Below are 23719 nucleotides of genomic sequence, written 5' to 3'. Positions count from 1 at the left end.
TACTAGCCGACCGCCCCGACCTCGAACACCTCGCCATCATAGCCGGCCTCGCGGGGGATGCGGAGCTGGCGGCCGGTTTCGGTCTTGGTCATCACAGGCATCACCGTGACGATGGACATGCCGCGGGCGTGCTCGATCGCGGCGTTCACGTTTGGCTGCTTGGCGAGCCGGATCAGATTGCGCGTGGTCGGGAACGGCAGCTTGAAGCGGCCGCTCTCGCCGCCCTCCACCGCCTCGCGCGGCGAGACCCAGATCGAATCGGTGGACTCGCGGCCGTCATGCGCGCCGAGCTGGTCCGGCGGCGCGGCCGCCAGGAAGAACCAGGTGTCGAACCGCTTCGGCATGCCCTCGGGCGTGATCCAGTGCGCGTAGGGCACGAGCGTGTCCAGCGCGAGCTGGAGGCCGTTGTCGGCGAGAATGCTGAGGAAGCTGATCTTGTGCTCGTTGAGCGCGATGCGATGCTTGTCCGCGATCTCGCCAGCCCGCTTCGCATTGATCGGCGTGCCGGAGTCTTTGGAGCGCGCGAGCAGGATGCCGCTCTCCTCAAAAGTCTCGCGGATCGCGGCGATCCGAAAACCGCGGTCCGCTTCGCTCAAGCCCTCGCCGCCCGAATAGAGGTCGGCGCGGGCGACGATCTCGTTGTCGCCGGCATCGACGCTGCCGCCCGGAAACACCAGCGCGCCCGAGTTGAACTCGATCTGATGATGGCGAACCATCATGAAGACTTCGATTTCCTTCGCGCCATCGCGCAGCAGGAGGATCGTCGACGCCGGGCGTGATGCTGATGTTTCTGGCATTCAACTAACCTGCGGCGCTGGATTGCGGGCCGAGATTGGCGCGCTTGTCGAAACGGGCGACGCGCGACAGGAGATAGTCGACCTCGGCCTTCGCCGTCGCCGTCATCGTCGCGCCGGGCTTGCGCTGCGCGCTGGAGGCAATGATGCCGCGCTTCTGGAGCACGTATTTGCGCACGGTGAGGCCGACGCCGGGCTGCTGCTCGTAGCGGATCAGAGGCAGATGCGCGTCGAAGATGTCATGTGCGGCATCGCGCTTGCCGGCCTTGGAAAGGTTCACGACGTCGATCAGGAGTTCGGGGAAGGCGTAGCCGGTCATGGCGCCGTCGGCACCGCGCTCCATCTCGAAATCGAGGAACGTGCCGCCATTGCCGCAGAGGATCGAGAGCGGACGCAGCGAGCCATCCTTCTGGAAGCCGCGCAGGGTCGAGATCTTCTCCAGGCCCGGCCAGTCCTCGTGCTTGAGCATCACGCAGTTCGGATTGTCCATGACGATCTTGCGGATCACCGAGGGGGTGAACACCACCGAGAGCGTCAGCGGATAATCCTGGAGCACCCAGGGAATATCGGGGCCGATCGCCTCGGCAGCCTGCTTGAAATAGCCGACGATCTGGTCGTCGGTGCGAAGCGACGGCGGCGGCGCGATCATGACGCCGGCCGCGCCCGCATCCATCGAGGCCTTCGCCAGCGAGCGCATGGTGGCAAAGCCCGGTGCGGAGACGCCGACGATCACCTGCATCTTCTTGGCGCGCTTGACGTAACGCACCGCCACCTGCTCGGCCTCGGCGGCGTCTAACTTCGGGGCCTCACCCAGGATGCCCAGCACCGTGACGCCGTCGCAGCCGACCTCCTCGTAGAAATCGGTCAGGCGGTCGATCGAGCGCTCGTCGATCCGGCCGTCGTCGTGGAACGGCGTCGGCGCGATTGCGAAAGTGCCCTTGGCGTCGGCGGTGAGTTTCATCTAGTCCTCGTCTCTCTCTCTCTATCTGTCATTCCGGGGCGCGACGTAGTCGCGAGCCCGGAATCCATAACCACGATCCGGAGTATGGATCCCGGGCTCACGCTTCGCGTGCCCCGGGATGACGGCCTTCTAAAACCTCCGCGCCCCCATCTTGATCTGCTCCTCGGAGAAGAAGATCTCCTTGGCATGATCGACGATGTCCTGGGCGTTCCAGCCCGTGTGCGGCGGCTTCCAGCCTTCCATCTCCATCATCCGCATTTCGCGCACGCCGCGGGGCCCGGACACGCCCAGCACCTTGCCGGTCTGGTCGCCCGACAAATCGCTGACCATGTATAGCACGGCCGGCGCGATGCCGTCCGGCCCCAGCGCCGCCGAGGGGTTCTCCTTATAGCGGGGCAGGTCTGCGGTCATGCGGGTCAGCGCGCCCGGGGCCAGCGTCCAGATCCGGATGTTGTACTTCCGGCCCTCGATCGCCAGCACGTTGGACAGGCCCCAGATGCCGCCCTTCGCCGCGCCGTAATTGGTCTGGCCGAAATTGCCGATCAGCCCTGATGTCGAGGAAGTGTTGACGATGACGCCGCCGCCGTTTTCCCGCATCCAGCGAAATACCGGCATGGTGCAACAAAAGGTACCCTTCAGGTGGACCTTGATGACCTTGTCCCAGTCGGCCTCGCTGGCCTTGGCAAAGGTCTGGTCGCGCAAAATGCCGGCATTGTTGACGAGGATGTCGGCCCGACCAAAGTGCTTGATGGCGTCGTCGAACACCGACTGGCCGCCCTCCATGGTGGAGATGTCGGCACCGTTGGCGACCGCCTTGCCGCCCTCGGCCTTGATCGCATCCACCACAAGCTGCGCCATCGACTTGTCAGCACCGGAGCCGTCGCGGGGACCGCCGAGATCGTTGACGACGACCGAGGCCCCTTCTCGCGCGAACAGTTTTGCGTAGGCCTCACCGAGCCCCCCGCCCGCGCCGGTGATCAGCGCAACCTTGCCGTCGAGTAGTCCCATGGTGGCTTCTCCCTGTTTTTGTTTCTTGCTCCGTCCTGGCCGGGCTTGTCCCGGCCATCCACGAACTTGGCCGCCAATTGCACGAAAGAACGTGGATGCCCGGGACAAGCCCGGGCATGACGAAATAATTCAGAGCGACGCAAGCGGCCCGCCTAACCCAGCACCGTCTTGCCGTTCTTGATCACGGTGACACCGCGCGACTTCACCTTGGCTTCGAACGAGATCACGTTGCCGTCCTTCCAGAGGTCCATGGTGACGGTCTCGCCGGGATAGACGGGCGAAGAGAACCGCGCGACATGCTGGCGGAAGGCGGAAGCGTCATAGTCGGCATAGGTCTGAAGCACGCCGCGGCAGGTGATGCCGTAGGTGCACATGCCGTGCAGGATCGGGCGCGGGAAGCCGGCCTTCTTGGCAAACTCGGGATCGCTGTGCAGCGGATTGCGGTCGCCGCAGAGGCGATAGACCAGCGCCTGATCGGGGCGCGTGACGATATCGATCGTCTTGTCGGGGCTGCGCGAGGGGATCTTGTGCGGATCGGGCTGGGTCAAGTTCGGCCCGCCGAAGCCGCCGTCACCGCGGGCGAAACGCGAGGCGACGAGTGTCGCGAGCTTCTCGCCCTTCTCGTTCTTGAGCACGGTCTGGTGCGCGATAACGACGCCCTTGTCCTTGCCCTTGTCGTAGACCTCGAGCACGGAGGAGTCTGCGGTGATGTTGGCGGCCACCGGCAGCGGCTGATGGAAGGTGATGTCGCGCTCGCCGTCCACTACCATGACGCGGTTGAGATTCATCTCGCCCGGTCCCGAGCCCCAGGCCGCGACTGAGGCGAAGGTCGGCACCACCTTCAGCGGCCGTGGCGTGAACGTGCCCTCGTTGACGAAGGCGAGCTCGTTCTCGTCCATCGGATCGGCGCCGAGGCCGATGCCATAGGCGTAGAGCATGACCTCGCGGTCGCCGTAGGAATATTTCTGGCCGAGGTTTTTCAGGCCTTTGAGTTCTTCGTATCTGGCGGACATTTTTCTGCTTCCTCCCGGAATTTCACCGGTGCTCATTGATGCGCCCTCTCCCCTTGTGGGAGAGGGCTACGAGGTGCCGGCCACGTACTCGTTTGGGTGAGGGGTTGGCTCCGCATTGAACGCCTTCTCCGCGGAGCGATACCCCTCATCCGGCGCTTCGCGCCACCTTCTCCCACAAGGGGAGAAGGAAGAAAGCAACTACACCGGCGTGAAGAACGGCAGCGGCGCGCCGTCGGTCGGCTTGAACACCACCTTCACCTTCTGGCCGATCTTCAGCTTCTCGAGATCGCAGTCGACGAAATTGGTCTGCACGGACGGGCCTTCCTTCAGCGTGACGTAGCCGATGGCATAGGGACCAGTCGGCGACTTCCGCATCAGGCTGTAGGTGTAGATCGTGCCCTCGCCCGAAGCTTCCTCCCACACAGTCTTGTCGGAGTAGCAGAACGGGCAGATCGCGCGCGGGAAGTAATGCGCTTCGCCGCAGGCGGTGCAGCGCTTGATCATGAACTTGCCCTGCTTCGCTGCGTCCCAGAACGCTGCGGTTTCCGGATTGGTCACCGGGGCCGGATACTTTTTCGTTTCGCTCATCACACGCGCTCCAGAATGGCCGTCGAGGCGGCGTGGCGAACACCCAGAAGACCGCCGGTGCCGTGGGCGATGGCGAGATCGCAATTCTTGACCTGTACCTTCGGATGCGCCTCGCCGCGCAGCTGCCTGACGGCCTCGATGATCTTGGTCATGCCGCCGCGGTTGACCGGATGATTGCTGCAGAGGCCGCCGCCATCGGTGTTGAACGGCAGCTTGCCGACGCCCGAGATCAGATTGCCGTCGGCGACGAACTTGCCGCCCTCGCCCTTCTTGCAGAAGCCGAGGTCCTCGAGCTGCATCAAGACGGTGATGGTGAAGCTGTCATAGATCGAGGCGTATTTGATGTCCTTCGGCGTGATGCCGGCTTCCTCGAACGCGCGCGGACCGGACCAGACGCCGGCGGAGTAAGTGAGATCGAGATCCTTGCCGCCGCGCGGGCCTTTCATGGCTTCGCCATGGCCGATCAAGCGCACCTGCGGCTTCTTCAGCCTTTTCGCGATCTCCGGCGTCGTCACGATCAGCGCGCCGCCGCCGTCGGAGACGACGCAGCAATCCATGCGATGCAGCGGATCGGAGATCATCGGCGAGTTCAGCACGTCCTCGACGGTGACGACGTCCTTGAGCATCGCATGCGGATTGTATTGGGCGTGATGGGAGGCCGCGACCTTGATCCAGGCGAGCTGTTCGCTGGTGGTGCCGTAGTCGTGCATGTGGCGCATGGCACACATGCCATAGGCATTGTGCGTGGTCGCGCCGTACGCGGATTCGAAATCGACCTCGGCGCCAGCCGCACGCGGCGGCATCACGCCGGTGCGCGGCTTGCCCGCGAGCGTGATCAGCGCGATCGAGCACTTGCCTGCGGCGATCGCCTCGGCGGCATGGCCGAGATGGATGATGTAGGAACAGCCGCCGGTCTCGGTGGAATCGACGTGGCGGAGCTTTTTGGTGTTCAGGCCGAGATAGTCGACCATCGGCCAGGCGCCGCCGGGCGCGTCGCCCGCGCAGAAATAGCCGTCGACATCGTCCTTGCTGATCCCTGCATCCTCGATCGCGCCCTTGGCGACCTCGGCATGGAGCTGGGCGGTGGATTTGTCCGGCGCATGCCGGGTCGGGTGTTCGTAGATCCCGGCAATGTAGGCCTTGCCCTTGATGGTCAAAACAGAGGTCTCCGCTCGCGTTTCTTCTTGGCTCGTTTTTCTGAACCGCACCGGCCTGATTGGCAAGCGCGGAAATATTCCGTCGCGCGAGAGGGCAGCGGGTTGGCGCAAGTGGGGTGATGCTCTCGTGTCCCGGCAGCAACGCCTCGGCGTTGCTGCGCAGAGCCGGGACCCATGTCACCCCGCACTCGTTGCGAGATGGGCCCCGGCTGTGCAGCGCATCACTACGTGCTGCGCAGCGTCCGGGGCACGAGACTTTGCCTTGCAGACACACCCCCGCATCCTCGCGGCGGGTTCGCCCGAGCTTTGCTTCCGTCTTGCTCCATCTCGAAACAGAGGGCGCAGGGAAGACCGGGTGCCGGCTGGGCACCCACGGTCCGCTGTGCGAATGCGCGAAGAACAGATGCACAGCGGCATACAGGTGAAGCCAAACATCCGGCCTTCCCTGCGCAGTGGCTTTACGGCTTATGTCGCGCTCTCCCCGGGGAGCGATGCACTATTGCCCCCGTCGGCTTGCGAGCGACCCGCAAGACTTGACGCACAGACCCCGGGCGTCAGGACCACACGATTTTGCCGTACGCGAGACCGCGCCCGTCGTGCCGCGAGACAATCGCTCGCGTAACGCAGCCCGTGTCCACCGCCGCTCACCCCGCGTTTCGTGACGATCGCGATACGCCCCTCTGACTGGGATGAGGTGATGGACGAATACGATAATTCCGAATTTCGGTAAAGTGGAATGTTTTTGTGCCGGTGGATTGACCCATGGCGTGGGTGCTTTGCCCGACGGGCAACGCAAGGGATGGTGCCGTAGGGTGGGCAAAGCGAAGCGTACCCACGTTTTCGTCGTGATCAATGACAGATGGTGGGCACGGCGCTTTGCGCCTTTGCCCACCCTACGGGACTGCCTACTCCGCCGCGATCTGCCGTGGCGCCGGCGGCGGGCTCGCAAGATCCGCGGCGAGTTGGGCGTAGCGGGCCTTGGCGTCCTGAACCGCTTTCTCCTTCACCGGGCCGTAGCCGCGGATGCGGTCGGGCAGTGACAAGAGTTCAACCGCAGTATCGACCGTAACCGGGGACAGAAGGCCGAGCACGGTGGCGACGTCCTTCTCGTAGCCGGCGATCAGGTCGCGCTCGAGCTTGCGGTCTGCGCTGCGGCCGAAGATGTCGAGCGGGGTGCCCCGCAGGAACTTGAATTTTGCGAGCACACGGAATGCCTTCAGCATCCACGGGCCGAAGGCGCGCTTTTTCGGGCGGCCGAGCGCATCGACGCCACTCGCCAGAATCGGCGGCGCCAGGTTGAAGCTGAACTTGAAGTCGCCCTCGAACTGGTCGCGCAGCTGCTGCTCGAAGGCACCGTCGGTGAAGAGACGCGCGACTTCGTATTCGTCCTTGTAGGCCAAGAGCTTGGCGTAGTTCACCGCGACCGCGCGCGGCAGCGCTTCGCCAAAACCGCCCTGCTTCGCGGCATCGCGAACCTGGTCGATCAGCTTGCGATAGCGTTTGGCAAGGCGGCCGTTCTGGTAGGCGGTCAGATGCTTGGCGCGGTGCTCGATAACCTCGTCGAGCGTCATGGCATCAAGCGTCTTCGGCGCGACCACCTCATCCGTGCCCTTCAGCATCTCCGCAAGACGCGCGGGATCGGCGACCGCGAGCCGGCCGAGGCGGAAGGCTTCCTTGTTCATCTTGATCGAGACGCCGTTAACCTCGATCGCCTGCTCGATCGCTTCGGCCGACAGCGGCAAAAGCCCCTTTTGATAGGCATAGCCCATCATCATCATGTTGGTGGCGATGCTGTCGCCGAGCAGCTGCTCGGCGGGCTTGGTGAAGTCGAAGAACGCCGAGTCCTTATGCAGCGCCGTCTCCAGCAGGCCATTCAGCTTGCGGGTCTGGAAATTGAAGTCGCGGTTGAGGATGAAGTCGGCGGTGGGAATGACGTGGCTGTTGATGATGCCGCGGGTGCGGCTGGTATCACACAGCGAGATCGTATCCTTGGCGACCGCGACCACCTCGTCGGCGGCGAGCACGAGATCGGCCGTGCCGGTGACGATGCGCGAGCAGGTCACCTCCGCCGGATGGTCAGACAGACGCACATGGCTGAGCACCGCCCCGCCCTTTTGCGCGAGGCCCGACATGTCGAGGATCATCGAGGCCTTGCCCTCGATATGGGCGGCCATGCCGAGCAGCGCGCCGATGGTGAGCACGCCTGTGCCGCCGACGCCGCCGACCGCGATGTTGTAGGGCTTGTCCAGTGCCGGGCGCGAGGCCGGCTCGGGCAGCGCACCGATGTCGGCGAACTCGGCCGGCGCGCGATGGCGCGGCGCGCCGCCGTCGATGCTGACGAAGGACGGGCAGAAGCCTTTCAGGCAGGAATAGTCCTTGTTGCAGGACGACTGGTTGATGGCGCGCTTGCGGCCGAATTCGGTCTCCAGCGGCTCGACCGAGATGCAGTTCGACTGCACCGAGCAATCGCCGCAGCCTTCGCAGACGGCCGGATTGATCATGACGCGGCGCGCCGGATCTTCCATCAGGCCGCGCTTGCGGCGACGGCGCTTCTCGGCGGCGCAGGTCTGCACGAAGACGATCGCTGAGGTGCCCTTGAACTCGCGGCACATCTTCATGACGTTCTGCAAGTCGTCGCGATGATATTTCTTCACGCCCGGCGCGATGGTGTCCGCGGGATAGGCGTCCGGGTTTTCCGAGACGAGATAGATCTCGCGGATGCCCTCGGCGTGGAGCTGGGCCATGATCTTCTCGGGCGAGAGATCGCCGTCATGGCGCTGGCCGCCGGTCATGGCGACGGCGTCGTTGTAGAGGATCTTGTAGGTGATGTTGGCCTTGGAAGCGACCGCCTGGCGGATCGCGAGAATGCCGGAGTGGAAATAGGTGCCGTCGCCGAGGTTGGCGAAGATATGGTTCTCGTTGGTGAAGGGCGCGATGCCGACCCACGGCACACCCTCGCCGCCCATATGGGTGAAGGTCTCGGTCGAGCGGTCCATCCACAGCGCCATGAAGTGACAGCCGATGCCGGCGAGCGCGCGGCTGCCTTCGGGGACCTTGGTCGATGTGTTGTGGGGACAGCCGGAACAGAAATACGGTACGCGGGAAACAGGCGGCGTCGCCTGCATCTGGGTGGCCTGGCGGCCGTTAAACCAGTCGGCCTTGGCGCGAAGCATCTCGGCGATCTCGGGGTTGAGATCGAGCCTGAGAAGCCGCTCGGTAAGCGAGGTCGCGAGCGAGGCGACGCTGAGCTCGGCGGCGAAGGTGAGGAAACGCTTGTCGTGCTCGTCCATCTTGCCGACGATGCGCGGGCGGACATCGTCGCGCCAGTTGAACAGCTCCTGCTTGACCTGGTTCTCGACGATCTCGCGGCGTTCCTCGACGATGAAGATCTCCTCGAGCCCGACGGCGAACTGCCGCACGCCTTCCGGCTCCAGCGGCCAGGGCATGCCGATCTTGTAGAGGCGAAGGCCGATTTTTGCGGCGACTTCCTCGGTGATCCCCAGCTCGCGCAGCGCCTGGCGCACGTCCTCATAGCTCTTGCCCGAGGCCATGATGCCGAAGCGGGCGTTCGGCGAATCCATGGTGATGCGATTGACCTTGTTGGCGCGGGCAAAGGCGATCGCGGCAAAGCCCTTGTAATCCTGCAGGCGCCGATCCTGCTCGAAGCGGTCGTCGGGCCAGCGCAGGTTGAGGCCGCCGGGCGGCAGCTCGAAATCGGTGGGGATGATGAAGGGTTTCATCTCGTCGGTGAGGTCGATCTCGGCGGTGGTCTCCACCGTCTCGGTGATCACCTTCATGCCGACCCAGCAGCCGGAATAGCGCGACATCGCGATGCCGAGCAGGCCCATCTCGATCATCTCGTGGATGCTCGAGGGATAGAGATAAGGCATCAGCGCCGAGATGAAGGCGTGATCGGACTGATGCGGAACCGTGGAGGATTTTGCGCCGTGGTCGTCGCCGGCAAGGCAGAGCACGCCGCCATTCTTGGCGGAGCCGGCGGCATTGCCGTGGCGGAACACGTCGCCGCAGCGGTCGACGCCGGGGCCCTTGCCGTACCAGATGCCGACCACGCCGTCATATTTGGCGCCGGGCGAGAGGTTGAGCTGCTGCGAGCCCCAGACGGCCGTGGCCGCCAGATCCTCGTTCACGCCGGGCTGGAACTTGATGTTGTACTGTTCGAGATGCTTGCGGGCGGCGAAGAGCTGCTGGTCGTAGCCGCCAAGCGGCGAGCCGCGATAGCCGGAGATGAAACCCGCGGTGTTGAGGCCGTTGGCGCGGTCGCGCCGGATCTGGGCCATGGGAAGGCGGACCAGGGCCTGGATGCCCGTGGTGAAGACATGTCCGGTTTGCTGGGTGTATTTTTGGTCGAGACTGATCGGACCCTGGTTGATGCCCATGCTGTCCTCGTTTTGCCGCCCTGTTCAGGCACTTGTTGCTTTAGGTCGCTTAAGCCGTTGCCTGCCCGTTGTTTTTAGCTAGGGCGCGCCGACCACCTTCGCCACTCTATGTCGGATATTTCACGCTCCGCATCACAAATCTGGACCAAAGGGAGCGCCGGGTAAAAATCGCAATTTCGTGGCCGGAAGCACACCGGGGATTTTCAATTTGTGTCACCATACCCCCGTCGTCGCGAAATGAATCGATGCCCGATCCTGCGGGATGCGGGCCATTGGTCGCAGGAGAGACCGGGCATGCGGACGATTCTGGCAGTGATCGCGTTGTGCAGTGCAGTTGCGAGCGCGGCTTTCGCCGCCGATCCTTCGCCAGAGCTGATCGCCTATGGCAAGACGCTGGTCGAGGCCGGCGGCTGCGCGGGCTGCCACACCGCCGATCCGGCGCGGCCGTTCGCGGGCGGCACGCGCATCGACACGCCCTTCGGCGCGGTCTATGCGCCGAACCTGACGCCCGACCGCGACACCGGGATCGGCGCCTGGGCGGATGCCGATTTCACCCGCGCGCTCCGCTACGGCATCGCGCCTGACGGCTCGTACTATTATCCGGGGTTCCCCTATCCCTACTTCACCAAGATGACGAAGGACGACACGCTGGCGATCCGTGCCTATCTCGGCACGCTGGCGCCGGTGGTGAACCGCAACAAGCCGCCGGAGCTGCGCTGGCCGTTCGGCTATCGCCGTCTGATGCGGGTCTGGAACGCCTTCTATTTCAAGCCCAGCCTGTTCGAGCCGGACCAGAGCCAGAGCGCGGCATGGAACAGAGGCGGCTATCTCGTCACCGGGCTCGCCCATTGCGGCGCCTGCCACACCCCGAAGAACTATTTTGGCGCGGACAAGGCCGCGCAGGCGCTCTCCGGCAACGAGGTCGGCGGCTGGTACGCGCCACGGCTCGACGGCGCCGCGCGCACCGGGCTGAAGTCATGGAGCGTCGAGGACATCGCCGAATATCTCCAGAGCGGACGTAATGCCAAGAGTCATGCCGACGGGCTGATGGCCGAGGTGGTCGTCAACTCGACCTCGAAAATGAGCGATGCCGACGTGACGGCGATCGCGCTCTATTTGAAGAGCCTGGCGCCGTCACGGCGCGAGAGCATCGTGACGCCGCCCGACGAGGCCGAGATGAAAGCCGGCCAGGCCATCTACGCAAAGCTCTGCATCGCCTGTCATGAGGCCGACGGCTCGGGCGCGCCGCGGATCTATCCACCGCTGCCCGGCAACGCGCTGCTGCAATCGGTCAATCCGTCCTCGACCTTGCGCATCATCCTCGACGGCGCCCACACCGTGACGACGCCGCGGGCGCCCAACACCGGCGAGATGCCTGCCTATGCCAAGCAGCTGTCGAACGACGAGATCGCGGCGGTGACGAACTATATCCGCAACTCCTGGGGCAATGCCGGCCCGATGGTGACGCCGGCGCAGGTGGCGAAGGCAAGGAAGGAGAAGCCGTAGTTGGTCCTTTCCGAATTCAGGAGATCGTCATGCCCGGGCTTGTCCCGCCTGCGCGGCCGAAGCCGCTTCGGCGAGGCGAAGGCCCGGGCATCCACGTTCTTCGTGCCGCGGTAAGGTCGTGGATGGCCGGACAAGCCCGGCCATGACGTAGCGGACAGAGTGAGGCGAAGAGCGACTACCTCCTCTCGTCCTCCGTGAAGACGAATTTCGGCATCTCCCATTTGTAGCGCACCGCCAGCAGGCGGAAGCTGATGCCGAGGACGAAGGTCAGGATGGTCCAGAGCTCGGCGTTGAGCTTGAGGCCGAACGCGGTGGCATAGAACAGGCCGGTCACCACCGAGACGCTGGCATAGAGCTCGGAGCGGAACAGCAGCGGCACGTCGTTGCAGAGCACGTCGCGCAGGATGCCGCCGGCGCAGCCCGTCACCATGCCGGAGACGATGACGATCGGCAGCGAGGCATCCATCTGCCAGGCGACATCGCAACCGGCCATGGTGAAGACGACGAGGCCGATGGCATCGAGCACGATGAAGGCGACCTTGAGCCGGTGCACGAGGCGCGCGGTCAGGATGGTGAGGAAGGCGGCACCGCCGGCAAGCGCGAGATAAATCGGGTGCTGCACCCAGACCAGCGGATAGTGCCCGAGGAAGAGATCGCGCAGCGTGCCGCCGCCGAGCGCGGTGATGCAGCCGAGGAAGCACACCCCCAGCCAGTCCATGCTGCGGCGGCCGGCGGCGAGCGCGGCCGTCATGCCTTGCGCCGCGACCGCGACGAGCGACAGGAAATGCAGCACGCTATCGCTTGGCGGTAGGCTCCACATGATCTTGTTCCCTTCCTCCGCGGGTGGAACTCACGCTTTGGGTTCCCCGGCGAACAGGTTCCCGATTCCCTCAGCCGAAGCAACATGCGACGAAAGCATAAAGGAGGCGGAACGGAATCTCGCACCTGAGGGTTGTCCCGGCGTCTTAACGGAGGAGACCAATCGATGGCTGACGACCGTTTTCCCAACGATCCGTACCGCCCGAACCTCGCCGACGATGAGTATCTTCGCGCGGCGCGCCGGGATGCCGACCTGCAGGCCGATCCCGAGCTTGGCGAAGGCCCCGCCTCCAGCGGCAAGGTCGCGCTGTTCGCGGTGGCGATCGCCCTGGTGCTGGGCGCCGTGTTCTATGGCTTGAACAACTCGAGTACAGGCAACCAGGCGAGCAACACGCCGGCGACGCAGACCGCGCAGCAGTCGCAGCCCGCCAATCCGGCCGCGCCTCCCGGCATGCGCGACGTGACGCCGCGCAACAACGCCGCGCCGGGCGTGACCACGGGTGCTGCGCCGAGCAAGCCGGCCGCGCCGGCAGATACGCCTGCGGCAAAGCCAGCGCCGGATACGCAGACTCCGTCTGACGGCGCGAAGTAAGACGTAACGATAGCTGTCGTCGCCCGGCTTGACCGGGCGACCCAGTACTCCGAAACGGCAGTGATTCAATCGATAAGCCGCGGCGTACTGGATGCCCCGCTTTCCGCGGGGCATGACACCGAGAGGGACGATAGAGTGGCGGGACGAAAGTCCCGCCGCTTTTTCGTTTGCTCTATTTGATTGCCTTCAGCTGAACATCTTGTTGAGCTCGCCGCCGGGATAGCCGCTGCCGAGCTCGGCAAACGTTCCCTTCTCCGCCATCTCCTTCGCGGCCCGCATGAAGCCGCCCCAGGCGGCGCGGGCGAGCGAGCCGCCGACGCTGATGCGGCGCACGCCGAGATCCTCGGCTTCCTTCAATGATAGGCTGGAGCCACCGATCAACAGGTTGAACGGGTTCGGTGCGACAGCCTTCACCACCGCGGCGATGTCCTCGCGCGTCTTCAGACCCGGCGCGTAGAGGCAGTCCGCGCCGGCATCGGCGTACGCCGTAAGGCGGTCGATGACGAGCTTGAGGTCGGTCACGCCCCACAAATACGCCTCGCAGCGGCCGACCAGCAGCGTGCCGCTGTCGCCGATCGCCTTGCGCGAGGCCTTGATGCGCTCGACCGCGAGCGCGCGCTCATAGATCGGCTTGTCCTTGTCGCCGGTGGAATCCTCGATCGACAGGCCGGCGACGCCGGTGCGCACACAGCGCTCGACATTGTCGGCGACCTTGTCCGGCTCGACGGCAAAGCCGCCCTCGAAATCCGCATTCACGGGAATTTCGACTGCCGAGCTCAATGCTGCCAGATGCTGACAGACATCCTCGACGGTGACGTGGTTGTCGGCCTTGCCGATGGTCCAGGCAAAGCCCGCGCTCGACGAGGCAATCGCCTTGAAACCGAGATGCTGCAAGGCTTTCGCGCTGCCGACATCGACCGGATTGGGCAGGATGAAGCAGCCGCTCTCGTGCAACTTCCTGAACGTCGCGCGCTTGTCGGCGGTCGTAACATGCATGTTTCTCTCCCTTGTTGGCCGCGCAGACATGGGGATGCGTCGCGGCCGGCGCTAGTGCGCGTCGTGCACCGCGCGGCTATCCTTCGGCGCCTGCTCGCGATCATTCATGCCGTAGTCGCGGATGACGCTGGCGATGCGCAAATGGTAGTCGGCGAAGATCTGAGCCCTGCCCTTGGCCTGGGTGCGGCGATGCTCCATCGTGTTGCGCCAGGCCTGGACTGCTGCCTCGTCCCGCCAGAACGACACCGACAGGATCTTGCCCTTCTCGGTCAGGCTCTCGAAGCGCTCGACCGAGATGAAGCCGTCGATGGTTTGCAGGAGCGGCTTCAGATCGGCGGCGAGATCGAAATAGTCCTGGCGATGTTCCGGCTTGGGCCAGACCTCGAAAATCACGGCGATCATGGGCGTCTCCTCTTATGTGAGCATGATCTTTTCGGAAAACCGCGTTGCACTTTTCCGGATCATGCTGGCGTGGCCTACAATACCACCTTGCGCAGGAAGGTGCGCTCTTCCGCGAGGATGAATTTGTTCTCCTCGGCGAAATGGAAATTCGCCATCCCTTCCGTATCCTGCCGCAACCGCGCGCGATAGGCCTCGTAGGCGGCCAGACTCTCGAAGGTGATCAGCGCGAATGCGATGTTGTTGGTGCCCTCATGCGGCATGAAATAGCCAATGACATCGCCGCCGCATTTCGGGATGATGGTGAGCCAGCGTTTTGAATATTCCTCGAACTGGGTGCGCTTGAACGGATCGAGCTGATAGCGGATGAAGACGGTGACGGACATGGTGGGCTCCTCTGGTGCTTTCTCCGTCATTGCGAGCGCAGGTTTCGTAGGGTGGGCAAAGCGAAGCGTGCCCACCTCGTTTCTTCGCAACGATGATTGGTGGGCACGTCGCTACGCTCCTTTGCCCACCCTACGGCTCCTCGCAATGACGACGTAGTGAGAAGCTACGCCCTTGCCCGACCGCGATGCTTCGGCTACCATCGAAGCATGAAATCAGGACCCGACATCGCCATGGTCGCCTCGCTGGTCGGTGATCCCGCCCGCGCCAACATGCTCACGGCGCTGATGAACGGCCGCGCGCTGACCGCGAGCGAGCTCGCGCAGGAGGCCGGCATCACCCCGCAGACGGCGAGCTCGCATCTGGCAAAGCTCGAGGCCGGCGGCCTCGTCGAGCCGGAGAAGCAGGGCCGGCATCGCTACTACCGCCTCACCGATGACGACGTCGCCGGCGTGCTCGAAGGCCTTGCGGGCCTTGCCGCACGCACCGGCCACATGCGCGTGCGCACCGGGCCGAAGGACCCGGCGCTGCGGCGGGCGCGGATCTGCTACGACCATCTTGCCGGTGATCTCGGCGTGCAGATGCTCGACACCATGCGCGAGCGAAATCTGGTCAGGCAGAGAAAGCAGGAGATCGAGCTGACGGCTGACGGCGAGCGCTTCCTCGCCAAGCACTTGCAGATCTCATCCGACATGCTCAGCCATCCGCGCCGGCCGGTCTGCAAGGCCTGCCTCGACTGGAGCGAGCGGCGCCACCATCTCGCCGGCACGCTTGGCGCGGCCATGATGCAGCGTTTCGCGGAATTGAAATGGGCCGCGCGCGATCCCACGCCCGGCAGCCGCGTTGTGAATTTCACCCGCACCGGCGAGAAGCAGTTCGCGGCGTTGTTTGGGAACGGCAAGGATTAGTCACGCGAACTGCGCGTCGGCACACAATCGCGTGTGAACTCTCTCTGTCGACATGGCCGGGCTTGACCCGGCCATCCACGTCTTTATTGCGGCTGGCACGTGGATGCCCGGGACATCTGCGCGAAGACGCGCTTCGCGCTTTCGCCGGGCATGACGGAGACCCCAATGAACCGCATCTTCTCGGCAGCGATCGCTGTCGCCCTCGTGACTATTCCGCTTGCATCCCACGCCGCCGACACCGCGCCCCGCGAGCCCTACGGCATCGCGCTCGAAGGCTTCGCCTATCCCTATCCCGTGCATCTGCTTCCCGTGGTCAACGACGGCGAGCAGCTCAGCATGGCCTATATGGACGTGACACCCGCGCAAGCAAACGGCCGCACCGTCGTTCTGCTGCACGGCCGCAATTTCCCGTCGAGCTACTGGGCGCCTGTCATCAAGATGTTGAGCGAGGCCGGCTATCGTGTCGTGGTGCCGGACCAGATCGGCTTCGGCAAGTCCTCCAAGCCGACGGGCGAGCTGCACTTCGACAATCTGGCGCGCAACACCATCGCGCTGCTCGATCACTTAGAGATCAACAAGGCGGACATCGTCGCCCATTCGCTCGGCGGCATGCTGGGCGTGCGCATCGCCCGAGCCTATCCGGACCGCGTCAGCCATCTGGTGCTGACTGCACCGATCGGGCTCGAGGACTACCGCCTCTACGTGCCGCCGACGTCGACCGAGAAGATCATCGAGACCGAGGACAAGCTGACGGCTGAAGGTTATCGCAAGCAGCTCCAGACCAACTACGCGATCAAGCTGCCGCCGGAAGCGATCACGCCGTTTGTCGACGCCCGCTTCAACATCAAGGGCAGCCCCGATTATCCACGCTGGCTGCGCGCCTTCGTCTCGTCCGGCCAGATGATCTATCGCGAGCCGGTGGCGCACGAGATCCCGCTCATCACCGAGCCGACGCTGTTCATCATGGGCGCCGACGACCACAACGCGCCGGGCCGGCCGCTCGCGCCCGAGGCGTTGCGGCCTAAGATGGGCCAGAACGCGGAGCTGGCAAAGCAGCTCGCTGCGAAGATGCCGAATGCGCGGGCCGAGGTGATCCCGGACACCGGCCACCTCGTCTTCCTGGAGGCGCCCGAGAAGTACAGGGATCTGGTGCTGGGCTTTCTCGGCCGCTAGCGACAGATGAGTGTCGCCTGAAGCCGCATGCGGGGAATGTTCATGCCGCATTCAGGTCATGATTGGCAGGTTTGGATCGCGATGCACGTTGCCTCCCCGATTTAACGTGTCGAATCGTGTCTTTTGATTCATTGTGCGCCGCGAGCGCCCAGCCCCGAAGATTCGCCCCCCAAAGCCCAGCCTCAAGGACGAGAAGGAAGATCAAATGAAATATCTCTTCGCCGCCGTCATGCTTGCCAGCGCGGTCGTCGGTTTCAGCGAAGCGGCCAGCGCCGCTGGCGGCTGCGGCCCCGGCTGGTATCGCGGCCCCTATGGCGGCTGCCGTCCGATGGCCGCACGCGGGCCGGTCGTCGTCGTGCCGGCGCCCGCGCCCGTCGTCGTGGTGCGCCCGCGCGTTTGCCCCTATGGCTTCCGCTGGTGGGGTGGCCGCTGCCGCCCGATCTGATCTCGTCATTTCGCACTGCGAAGTGGCCGCGCGGCATCAGCCTGCGCGGCCATTTTGTTTTTTGAAGGCTCTTCGGCGCATCATCTCACCATGTCGTCGAATCAAAACGGGGACCGCGAACCGCGATCCCCGTCCAAGGCCTGGCTTGCGTGAAGCTTACCAGTCGTGAAGCTTACCAGTAATGACGACGCCAGTGCCGGCGGCGCCAGCCCCAGTGGCGATGACGCCAGCCCCAATGGCGGTGACGCCAGCCCCAATGGCGGTGATGCCAATGGCCGTGACCGTGGCCCCATCGAACCTGCTCGGGCTTGAGCTGCGCGGCTTCGTCGCTGGTGGTGACGGCGGGATGGGCGTCGGGATTGCCTTCCGGCATGCGGGCCGGTCCGACCGGCTGCGGTGACAACGGTGCGGCCTGCGCGGTCGCTGCAAGGGCGGCGGCGCCGGCCGTCACACCCAATGCAAGTTTCAAAAAGTTCCGACGCTCCATGACAAGTCCTCTGATCTTTCGCGCAAGTGATGCTGAGGAAGTGTCGCGGTCATGACATGAACCAGAGCTGAATCGTGCATTCAGATTCGTTGCGAGGTGACAGGAGCTACTTCACGAACTCCTGCGCCAGCACCAGCGTCTCGCGCGTACGCTTCACATCAGGCCAGTCGCGGTTGAAATCGGCGACGAGCCGTTTCAGCGCCTCGCCCTTCAGCATCGCCGCGAGCGCCGCTTCGTCGTCGAACTGATACATGGCGTGGTGCAGCGAGGGATCATCCAGACTCCAGAACCGCCAGGCTTTGCTCACGCCGAACGCCTTCACCGCATCAGGCATATGCTCGGTCTCGTACCATCGGTCGAATGCGGCGCGCTTGTCGGCGTCGGCAACGATGGCACGGACGACGAAGTGGGCAGCGGGCATCGGATTTCCTCCTGTTGTTTGGCCTCAGCATAGACGGTTATAGTGGCGGCAACAAAAAGCCCGCGCGGCGGATTTTGCCGCTGCGCCTACCTGAGGGAAGGAATGGCCATGCGCAGGATCATCTCGGGTCTGTTTGCGATCACCTGCCTGTGGCCGGCCGTATCAGTCGCCGAAATCGTTCGCTTCGATATTGTGGAACGCGTGCCCGCCTTCGCCGGCCGCAGCTTCGGCAATGTCGGCACCTATGAACGCATCACCGCGCGCGCCACCTTCGCGCTCAACCCGGCCGACGATCGCAACGCCGTCATCACCGACCTTGCGCTCGCGCCGCGCAGTGCCGACGGCAAGGTCGAGGGCACCGCCGACGTCGTGATCCTCAGGCCCGGCGATGCCACGCATGGCAACGGCACGCTGCTGCTGGAGGTGCCCAATCGCGGCCGCAAGCTGGCCCCGCAGTTGTTCGACGATTCCGCCCAGCCCGGCGCCAACAATGCCGACAAGGCAGAGGATGCCGGCATCGGCTTCCTGCACCGCCAAGGTTTTACGATGGTCTGGGTCGGCTGGCAGGGCGACATCCCATCCAAGCCCGGCCAGATGGCGCTGAGCGCGCCGGTGATCAAGAACATCAGCGGGCCCGCGCGAGAAGAATTCGTCTTCGACAACACGACCAATCCTGCGCGCGCCATTCTGACCTGGCCGGCGGGTGAGGCCGCCAACCTCCACGTCACCGTGCGCGCGGCCTGGGCCGACGCGCGGCAGACACTGTCCGGCCTCTCGGCAAAACTCGTCGATCCCACCATGGTGGAGATCACCCGCCCCGATGGCTTTGATGCCGGCGCGCTCTACGAGATCACCTACACCGCGCGCGATCCGGTGCCGCTCGGCATGGGCTATGCCGCCGTGCGCGATGTCGTCAGCTTCCTCCGCCACGACGAGACGCAAGCGAACCCGCTGCTCAATGGACTGCATCCATCGGTGAGCCGCGCCATCGGCTTCGGTGTCTCGCAATCCGGCCGCTTCCTGCGCGATTTTCTCTATCTCGGCTTCAACGAGGACCTATCCGGCCGCACCGTGTTCGACGGATTGATGCCGCATGTCGCGGGCACGCGGCGGATGGCGACGAATGTCCGCTTCGGCCAGCCCGGCCGCAACCCGCGCCATCCGCAGGATCCGGCGTGGCAGGCCGATCTCTTCCCCTTCACCTATGCTAGCCTGAGCGATCCCTATTCCGGCAAGACCGACGGCCTCTTGCGCCGCTGCTCGCTCTCGGCGACCTGCCCGAAGGTGATGCAGACCGACAGCGAGCACGAATGGTGGGCCTCGCACGCCTCGCTGCTGGTCACCGACCTCGCAGGCAACCATCTCGACCTGCCCGACAATGTCCGCGCCTACATGATCTCGGGCGCGCCGCATTTCGCGGAAGCCGCCGACGTGATGAAGAAGGGTGTGCCGGCGATGTCGCTGCCGCAAAACCCTGTTCATGCGGGCATGCCGATGCGCGCGCTGCTCACCGACCTCAATGCCTGGATCAGCGACGGCATCAAACCGCCCTCAAGCCGCGTCCCCATGCGCGCCCATGGCACGCTGGTCTCGGCGCAAGGTGCCGTGCCGACGGATATCCCCGGCCTGCCCTACGCCGGCATCCACACGCTCGCGGCCTTCTCCGACCAGAGCGTGCTGCCGCCGAAGGAGATCGGCCGCTATCCCGTGTTCGTGCCGAAGGCGGATGATGACGGCATGGCGATCGCGGGCATCCGACAGCTCGCCCTCGCCGTCCCGCGCGCGACCTACACCGCATGGAATCCGCGCGCGCAGGGGTTTGGGCCGACGGCGCTCTATCCGCTGCAAGGCGCGGTGGTGCCGTTCGCGCCGACGGAGGCCGCGCGGAAGGAGGTGCATGATCCCAGGCTGTCGATCGCAGAACGATATGCCGACGACGGCGCATATGTGTCGGCAGTGAAGCGCGAGGCGGCCCGGCAGGTGGCGGAGCGGATCTTGCTGCCGGAGGATGCCGAACGCGCGGTAGAGGCCGCCAAGCAAGGCAAGCTGGCGAAGCTTGGGCAGTAAGCACCGGTCCGTAGGATGGGTAGAGCGCAGCGAAACCCATCGTTCCGGCTGCGTGAATAGCGTTGATGGGTTTCGCTTCGCTCTACCCATCCTACGAGATCGCCCTTTTTTCTGTCCCCGCTGTCGGAACGCCCGCTCCTCATCCGTCCTACGCTTAGACAGCACGGAGATCCCACATGCCCAATCTCATCCTCACCACCTTCGACTGGGTTCCCGAGATGCCCCGCGGCTTCGTGCGCGACCTTCGTGTACGCTGGGCGCTGGAAGAAGCCGCCCTGCCCTACCGCGTCGCGAGCGTGCCGTTCAACCCGCGCGATGCCGCGCACTTCGCGCACCAGCCGTTCGGCCAGGTGCCGTGGCTGACCGACGGCGACCTCTCGATCTTCGAGAGCGGCGCGATTCTGTTGCATCTGGGTCAGCGCAACCCCGAACTGATGCCGACCGATCCCCGCGGCCGTAACGAAGCGATGGAGTGGGTGTTCGCCGCGCTCAACTCGGTTGAGATGCCGGCCCTGCCCTGGACCATGTTCAAGTTCACCGGCAGTTTCGACGGCTCGCCTGCCGTGAAGTTCGTCGACGACTTCCTCAAACTCCGCCTCAAGCACATGGAGACGGTGCTTGCGAGGCGCGAATGGCTGGCGGGGTCCTTTTCCGTCGCCGACATCCTGATGTCGGACGTGCTGCGCGTCGTCGATAAGTTCGGCGGCCTGTCGGAGCACCCGGCCTGCCGCGGCTACGTCGCACGCGCCACCGCGCGGCCAGCGTTCGCCAAGGCCCACGCGGACCAGCTGGCACATTTTGCCGCGGCCGATGCGGCGCGATGATAGAACGGAACAGCTCGTAGCTCTCAGGATGGGTCGGGCGAAGCTGTAACCACCTGGGGTCTGCCCGAACGAATGGAGAGGCGGTGGGTTACGCTGGCGCTGACCCACCCTAAAGCGCGATGGCATCAAGATGGATCACCATCGCGCTTTAGGTTATTGTTTGAGCATGATCTTTTCGGAAAACCGCTACGCACTTTTCCGGATCAGGCTCTGCGCACCTCCACGCGCGTCGGCGCTTCACACCAACTTCATTGGCGCATCGCCTTGCGGTTTCCGCGCACGCAGCGTAGCTTTCGACCACAGGTAGCTCGTTCGAAAGTGATCTGTCGGGTTCGGCCTAGCGGGAGGAAGCGATGGTGGACCAGGTCTCATCTCAGGTCTCATCTCAGGTCTCGTGGCACCTTTCCGGTGACTATTTCGAAAATTGCAGTTGCAGCATCGTGTGTCCGTGCCTCGTGTCTGCGGGTGCCCCGCTGACCGCGCGACCGACCGAGGGCTTCTGCAACGTACCGCTGATCTTCCACGTCGAGAGTGGCCGTTACGGCGACGTCGCACTCGATGGACTGAACGTCCTGGTGATCCTCCACGCGCCCGGAATCATGGCTGACGGAAACTGGTCGCAGGCTACCTATGTCGACGAGCGCGCCGACGACCGGCAGACTGAGGCGCTGGCTGCGATCTTCGGCGGCACGGCCGGTGGTCCCATGGCCGCGTTCGGACCGTTGATCAGCAAGAACCTCGGGGTGAAGAAGGCCCCGATCACGTTCCGGATCGAGGGCAAGACGCGCTCGGCGGAAATCCCGGGCATTCTGCACATGTCCGTCGATCCGTTGCCGACCATGCACCCGAGCGGCGAAATGTGGGCCAACATCGGCCACCCCGTCAGTCCCGACAGGATGGTGATGGCGGTCGGCGCCGCCGGCAACACCTACAGCGATCATGGCATGCGCTGGGACAATTCCGGCAGGAACGGCCTCTATGCGCCGATCCAATGGTCGAACCAGGCTTGATGCCGCTCCTGATGTGACGGTCTGCGAGCAGGCCGGCAACACGCATCACAAATGACCGACAGCGCTCTCGAAACCGTGCTGCGCCGCGACCGCTGGATCGTCGGCGGCGCGATTCTGGTCATCGTCGCGCTGGCCTGGGCCTATGTGCTCTGGCTCGCCGACGACATGGACATGGGCGGCATGGACATGACCGGCTTCCGCATGATTCCGGCCGGGATCGGAATCATGCTGCCCGCCACCGAGCCGTGGCGGATGTTCGAGTTCGCATATGTGTTCCTGATGTGGGCGGTGATGATGGTCGGAATGATGGCGCCCTCGGCTGCGCCCATGATCCTCATGTATGCCAGCGTCGGCCGGCAAGCGAAGGCACAGGCCAAGCCGTACGCGGCAACCGGCTGGTTTGCGGCCGGTTATCTCCTCGCCTGGACCGGCTTTTCGCTTGTCGCAACCCTTCTGCAATGGGTGATCGATCGCGCAGCCCTTCTCGACTCCCGGATGACGCTCGCCAGCAACCTCGTCGGCGCAATCGTGCTGATCGCAGCCGGGATCTATCAATGGACGCCACTCAAGGACGTCTGCCTCGTCCAATGCCAGTCGCCGTTCCTGTTCCTGATGCGCCACGGCGGCTTTCGCGACACGCCGCGAGGCTGCCTGCTGCTGGGACTTCGGCACGGAAGCTATTGTGTCGGCTGCTGCTGGCTGTTGATGGCGCTCCTGTTCATCGGCGGCGTGATGAACGTGCTCTGGATCGCGCTTCTGGCGCTGCTCGTCCTGTTGGAGAAATTGACGCCGGTCGGACGATGGATCGCGCGTGCTGCCGGCATTGCTTGCGTGATCATGGGCGCGTGGCTGCTGGTATCGTCACGACTGTGATGAGTTTCTAAACCCACCCTCCCCGCGCCATGACAGCCGCACAGAGCAGGATGACCACGATGGCCGCGAGCTCACAGTGAATGATCGACGACACCAGCCACTTCTGCCTTGCATCGAGGACAGGCGCCTGTCCCGCCTTGATCGACGCACTCCACGACAAGAACTCCTGCGTCGGAATGACCGACAACGCCCCGAGGATGACGAAGAGTGCGATCTTCGTCAGGAACGCGTAGCTATGCAGGTAGTAGTCATAGCCTTTCTCGAAAAAGAGCACCCGCAGCAGCCCGACGCCGAGCAGCGCCGCTGCCGCCGCACCCAGCACGATATCGGTGATCTGGAGCCGTCGCGCGATCGACACCGTCAGTTCCTGCTGGATCAGCGTGAACTCGACCGCAACCGCCGCAACCAGCGTGAAGGCGCAGAGGTGATGGAAGAAGGCGAACAGCGTGGACATCGCAAGTTCCTGATCGCCCGGCGGGCAGTGAGGCTTATCACACCAGCTTCAGCGGCGCATCGGCGACCAGGCGCAGGTCGATCGTTCCAATCAGCGCCGCGCGCCGCGCCTCCGCAGCGCTGATCGCCTCGTGCGTCTGCCGCAACGTGCTGATGTTCGAGCCGAGCGACACGATCCCGCCCAGCACCAGCGCGATCGATCCGAGCGCGGCGGTCTGGCCGGTCCCGAACAGGCCGAGGATCGTGATCAACAAGAGCGCCGCACCGCTGCCGATGGCGATCTTGGACGCGAGGATGTACTTGCGGCACCGCTCGGCGATCTCGGCGAGCGCCTCGATCCGGTCCTCGATGTCGGAGATTTCGTCGGTCGGATCGTCTTCGGTCATTGGGTTTGATCGAGGGTGCCGGATCAGAAACGAACCTGATAGCCCGCATCAGCGAAGT

24 protein-coding genes are annotated in these 23719 nt (G+C 64.5%); 9 read left to right on the top strand and 15 right to left on the bottom strand.

The genetic code is table 11. The annotated features are described in order from the left end of the window. Positions 1-2: 2 nt before the first annotated feature. The 7 genes from QA642_RS20830 to QA642_RS20800 form a co-directional block, all read right to left on the bottom strand. Positions 3-797: an NUDIX hydrolase gene (locus QA642_RS20830; protein WP_283086279.1), complete on the bottom strand. Its 795-nt coding sequence runs from the start codon at positions 795-797 to the stop codon at positions 3-5. A 4-nt stretch (positions 798-801) separates the two neighbouring features. After that, positions 802-1755: a dihydrodipicolinate synthase family protein gene (locus tag QA642_RS20825; RefSeq protein ID WP_283086278.1), complete on the bottom strand. Its 954-nt coding sequence runs from the start codon at positions 1753-1755 to the stop codon at positions 802-804. 129 nt (positions 1756-1884) lie between these two features. After that, positions 1885-2763 (bottom strand): SDR family oxidoreductase, encoded by an 879-nt coding sequence (locus QA642_RS20820; protein ID WP_283086277.1) that lies wholly within the window; start codon positions 2761-2763, stop codon positions 1885-1887. A 152-nt stretch (positions 2764-2915) separates the two neighbouring features. Next, a complete protein-coding gene (locus QA642_RS20815; RefSeq protein WP_283086276.1) occupies positions 2916-3776 on the bottom strand; it encodes a MaoC family dehydratase in 861 nt (286 codons plus the stop codon). Between the two features lie 198 nt (positions 3777-3974). Then, a complete protein-coding gene (locus QA642_RS20810; protein WP_283086275.1) occupies positions 3975-4364 on the bottom strand; it encodes an OB-fold domain-containing protein in 390 nt (129 codons plus the stop codon). Beyond that, the gene (locus tag QA642_RS20805) at positions 4364-5521 is read right to left on the bottom strand and encodes a thiolase domain-containing protein (protein ID WP_283086274.1); all 1158 of its coding nucleotides are present in this window, start codon (positions 5519-5521) and stop codon (positions 4364-4366) included. The genes QA642_RS20810 and QA642_RS20805 overlap by 1 nt, the downstream gene beginning before the upstream one ends. Before the next feature lie 905 nt (positions 5522-6426). After that, complete coding sequence (locus tag QA642_RS20800; RefSeq protein WP_283086273.1) at positions 6427-9918, bottom strand: indolepyruvate ferredoxin oxidoreductase family protein; 3492 nt, start codon at positions 9916-9918, stop codon at positions 6427-6429. Positions 9919-10212: 294 nt separating this feature from the next. On the opposite strand from QA642_RS20800, the gene QA642_RS20795 reads away from it, so the two are divergent. Next, the gene (locus QA642_RS20795; protein WP_283086272.1) at positions 10213-11424 is read left to right on the top strand and encodes a c-type cytochrome; all 1212 of its coding nucleotides are present in this window, start codon (positions 10213-10215) and stop codon (positions 11422-11424) included. 175 nt (positions 11425-11599) lie between these two features. On the opposite strand, the gene QA642_RS20790 is transcribed toward QA642_RS20795, so the two are convergent. Next, positions 11600-12244: a trimeric intracellular cation channel family protein gene (locus QA642_RS20790; protein ID WP_283086271.1), complete on the bottom strand. Its 645-nt coding sequence runs from the start codon at positions 12242-12244 to the stop codon at positions 11600-11602. A 165-nt stretch (positions 12245-12409) separates the two neighbouring features. Here QA642_RS20790 and QA642_RS20785 point away from each other — a divergent pair, with 165 nt between their 5' ends. Further along, positions 12410-12835 (top strand): hypothetical protein, encoded by a 426-nt coding sequence (locus tag QA642_RS20785; protein WP_283086270.1) that lies wholly within the window; start codon positions 12410-12412, stop codon positions 12833-12835. 186 nt (positions 12836-13021) lie between these two features. Here the strand turns inward: QA642_RS20785 and QA642_RS20780 are convergent, their stop codons facing one another. From QA642_RS20780 to QA642_RS20770, 3 genes are all read right to left on the bottom strand, one after another. After that, entirely contained in the window at positions 13022-13831 is an 810-nt protein-coding gene (locus QA642_RS20780) for an isocitrate lyase/phosphoenolpyruvate mutase family protein (protein WP_283086269.1), read from the bottom strand. A 51-nt stretch (positions 13832-13882) separates the two neighbouring features. Continuing rightward, positions 13883-14233 carry an antibiotic biosynthesis monooxygenase gene (locus QA642_RS20775; RefSeq protein WP_092219111.1) on the bottom strand — a complete coding sequence of 117 codons (351 nt, stop codon included), beginning with the start codon at positions 14231-14233 and terminating at the stop codon, positions 13883-13885. 74 nt (positions 14234-14307) lie between these two features. Beyond that, positions 14308-14616, bottom strand: a complete 309-nt coding sequence (locus tag QA642_RS20770) for an NIPSNAP family protein (RefSeq protein ID WP_283086268.1) — start codon at positions 14614-14616, stop codon at positions 14308-14310. Between the two features lie 207 nt (positions 14617-14823). On the opposite strand from QA642_RS20770, the gene QA642_RS20765 reads away from it, so the two are divergent. The 3 genes from QA642_RS20765 (at position 14824) to QA642_RS20755 (ending at position 17140) form a co-directional block, all read left to right on the top strand. Beyond that, a complete protein-coding gene (locus QA642_RS20765; protein ID WP_283086267.1) occupies positions 14824-15522 on the top strand; it encodes a winged helix-turn-helix domain-containing protein in 699 nt (232 codons plus the stop codon). 165 nt (positions 15523-15687) lie between these two features. Next, positions 15688-16695, top strand: coding sequence for an alpha/beta hydrolase (locus tag QA642_RS20760; protein ID WP_283086266.1), 1008 nt, complete (start codon positions 15688-15690; stop codon positions 16693-16695). A gap of 205 nt (positions 16696-16900) precedes the next feature. Further along, positions 16901-17140, top strand: a complete 240-nt coding sequence (locus QA642_RS20755) for a hypothetical protein (protein WP_027564369.1) — start codon at positions 16901-16903, stop codon at positions 17138-17140. A gap of 172 nt (positions 17141-17312) precedes the next feature. Here the strand turns inward: QA642_RS20755 and QA642_RS20750 are convergent, their stop codons facing one another. Both QA642_RS20750 and QA642_RS20745 read right to left on the bottom strand, forming a co-directional pair. Continuing rightward, positions 17313-17627: a twin-arginine translocation signal domain-containing protein gene (locus QA642_RS20750; protein WP_283086265.1), complete on the bottom strand. Its 315-nt coding sequence runs from the start codon at positions 17625-17627 to the stop codon at positions 17313-17315. 106 nt (positions 17628-17733) lie between these two features. Beyond that, positions 17734-18048, bottom strand: a complete 315-nt coding sequence (locus QA642_RS20745) for a hypothetical protein (RefSeq protein ID WP_283086264.1) — start codon at positions 18046-18048, stop codon at positions 17734-17736. A 108-nt stretch (positions 18049-18156) separates the two neighbouring features. Here QA642_RS20745 and QA642_RS20740 point away from each other — a divergent pair, with 108 nt between their 5' ends. The 4 genes from QA642_RS20740 to QA642_RS20725 all read left to right on the top strand — a co-directional run bounded on the left by QA642_RS20740 (position 18157) and on the right by QA642_RS20725 (position 22822). Continuing rightward, positions 18157-20115: an alpha/beta hydrolase domain-containing protein gene (locus QA642_RS20740; protein ID WP_283086263.1), complete on the top strand. Its 1959-nt coding sequence runs from the start codon at positions 18157-18159 to the stop codon at positions 20113-20115. 176 nt (positions 20116-20291) lie between these two features. Continuing rightward, on the top strand, positions 20292-20939 hold the full coding sequence (locus QA642_RS20735) for a glutathione S-transferase family protein (RefSeq protein ID WP_283086262.1): 648 nt from the start codon (positions 20292-20294) through the stop codon (positions 20937-20939). Positions 20940-21292: 353 nt separating this feature from the next. Next, positions 21293-21949, top strand: a complete 657-nt coding sequence (locus QA642_RS20730; RefSeq protein WP_283086261.1) for a DUF1326 domain-containing protein — start codon at positions 21293-21295, stop codon at positions 21947-21949. Between the two features lie 51 nt (positions 21950-22000). Next, entirely contained in the window at positions 22001-22822 is an 822-nt protein-coding gene (locus QA642_RS20725) for a DUF2182 domain-containing protein (RefSeq protein ID WP_283086260.1), read from the top strand. Between the two features lie 7 nt (positions 22823-22829). On the opposite strand, the gene QA642_RS20720 is transcribed toward QA642_RS20725, so the two are convergent. Both QA642_RS20720 and QA642_RS20715 read right to left on the bottom strand, forming a co-directional pair. Beyond that, positions 22830-23276 (bottom strand): DUF2214 family protein, encoded by a 447-nt coding sequence (locus tag QA642_RS20720; RefSeq protein WP_283086259.1) that lies wholly within the window; start codon positions 23274-23276, stop codon positions 22830-22832. A 37-nt stretch (positions 23277-23313) separates the two neighbouring features. Continuing rightward, positions 23314-23661: a hypothetical protein gene (locus QA642_RS20715; protein WP_283086258.1), complete on the bottom strand. Its 348-nt coding sequence runs from the start codon at positions 23659-23661 to the stop codon at positions 23314-23316. Between the last annotated feature and the right edge of the window lie 58 nt (positions 23662-23719).

The sequence above is a fragment of the Bradyrhizobium sp. CB2312 genome, from assembly GCF_029714425.1.
Taxonomy (GTDB): Bacteria; Pseudomonadota; Alphaproteobacteria; order Rhizobiales; family Xanthobacteraceae; genus Bradyrhizobium.
The sequence above is the reverse complement of the archived record's forward strand: the minus strand, read 5'-3'. Positions and strand labels throughout refer to the sequence as shown.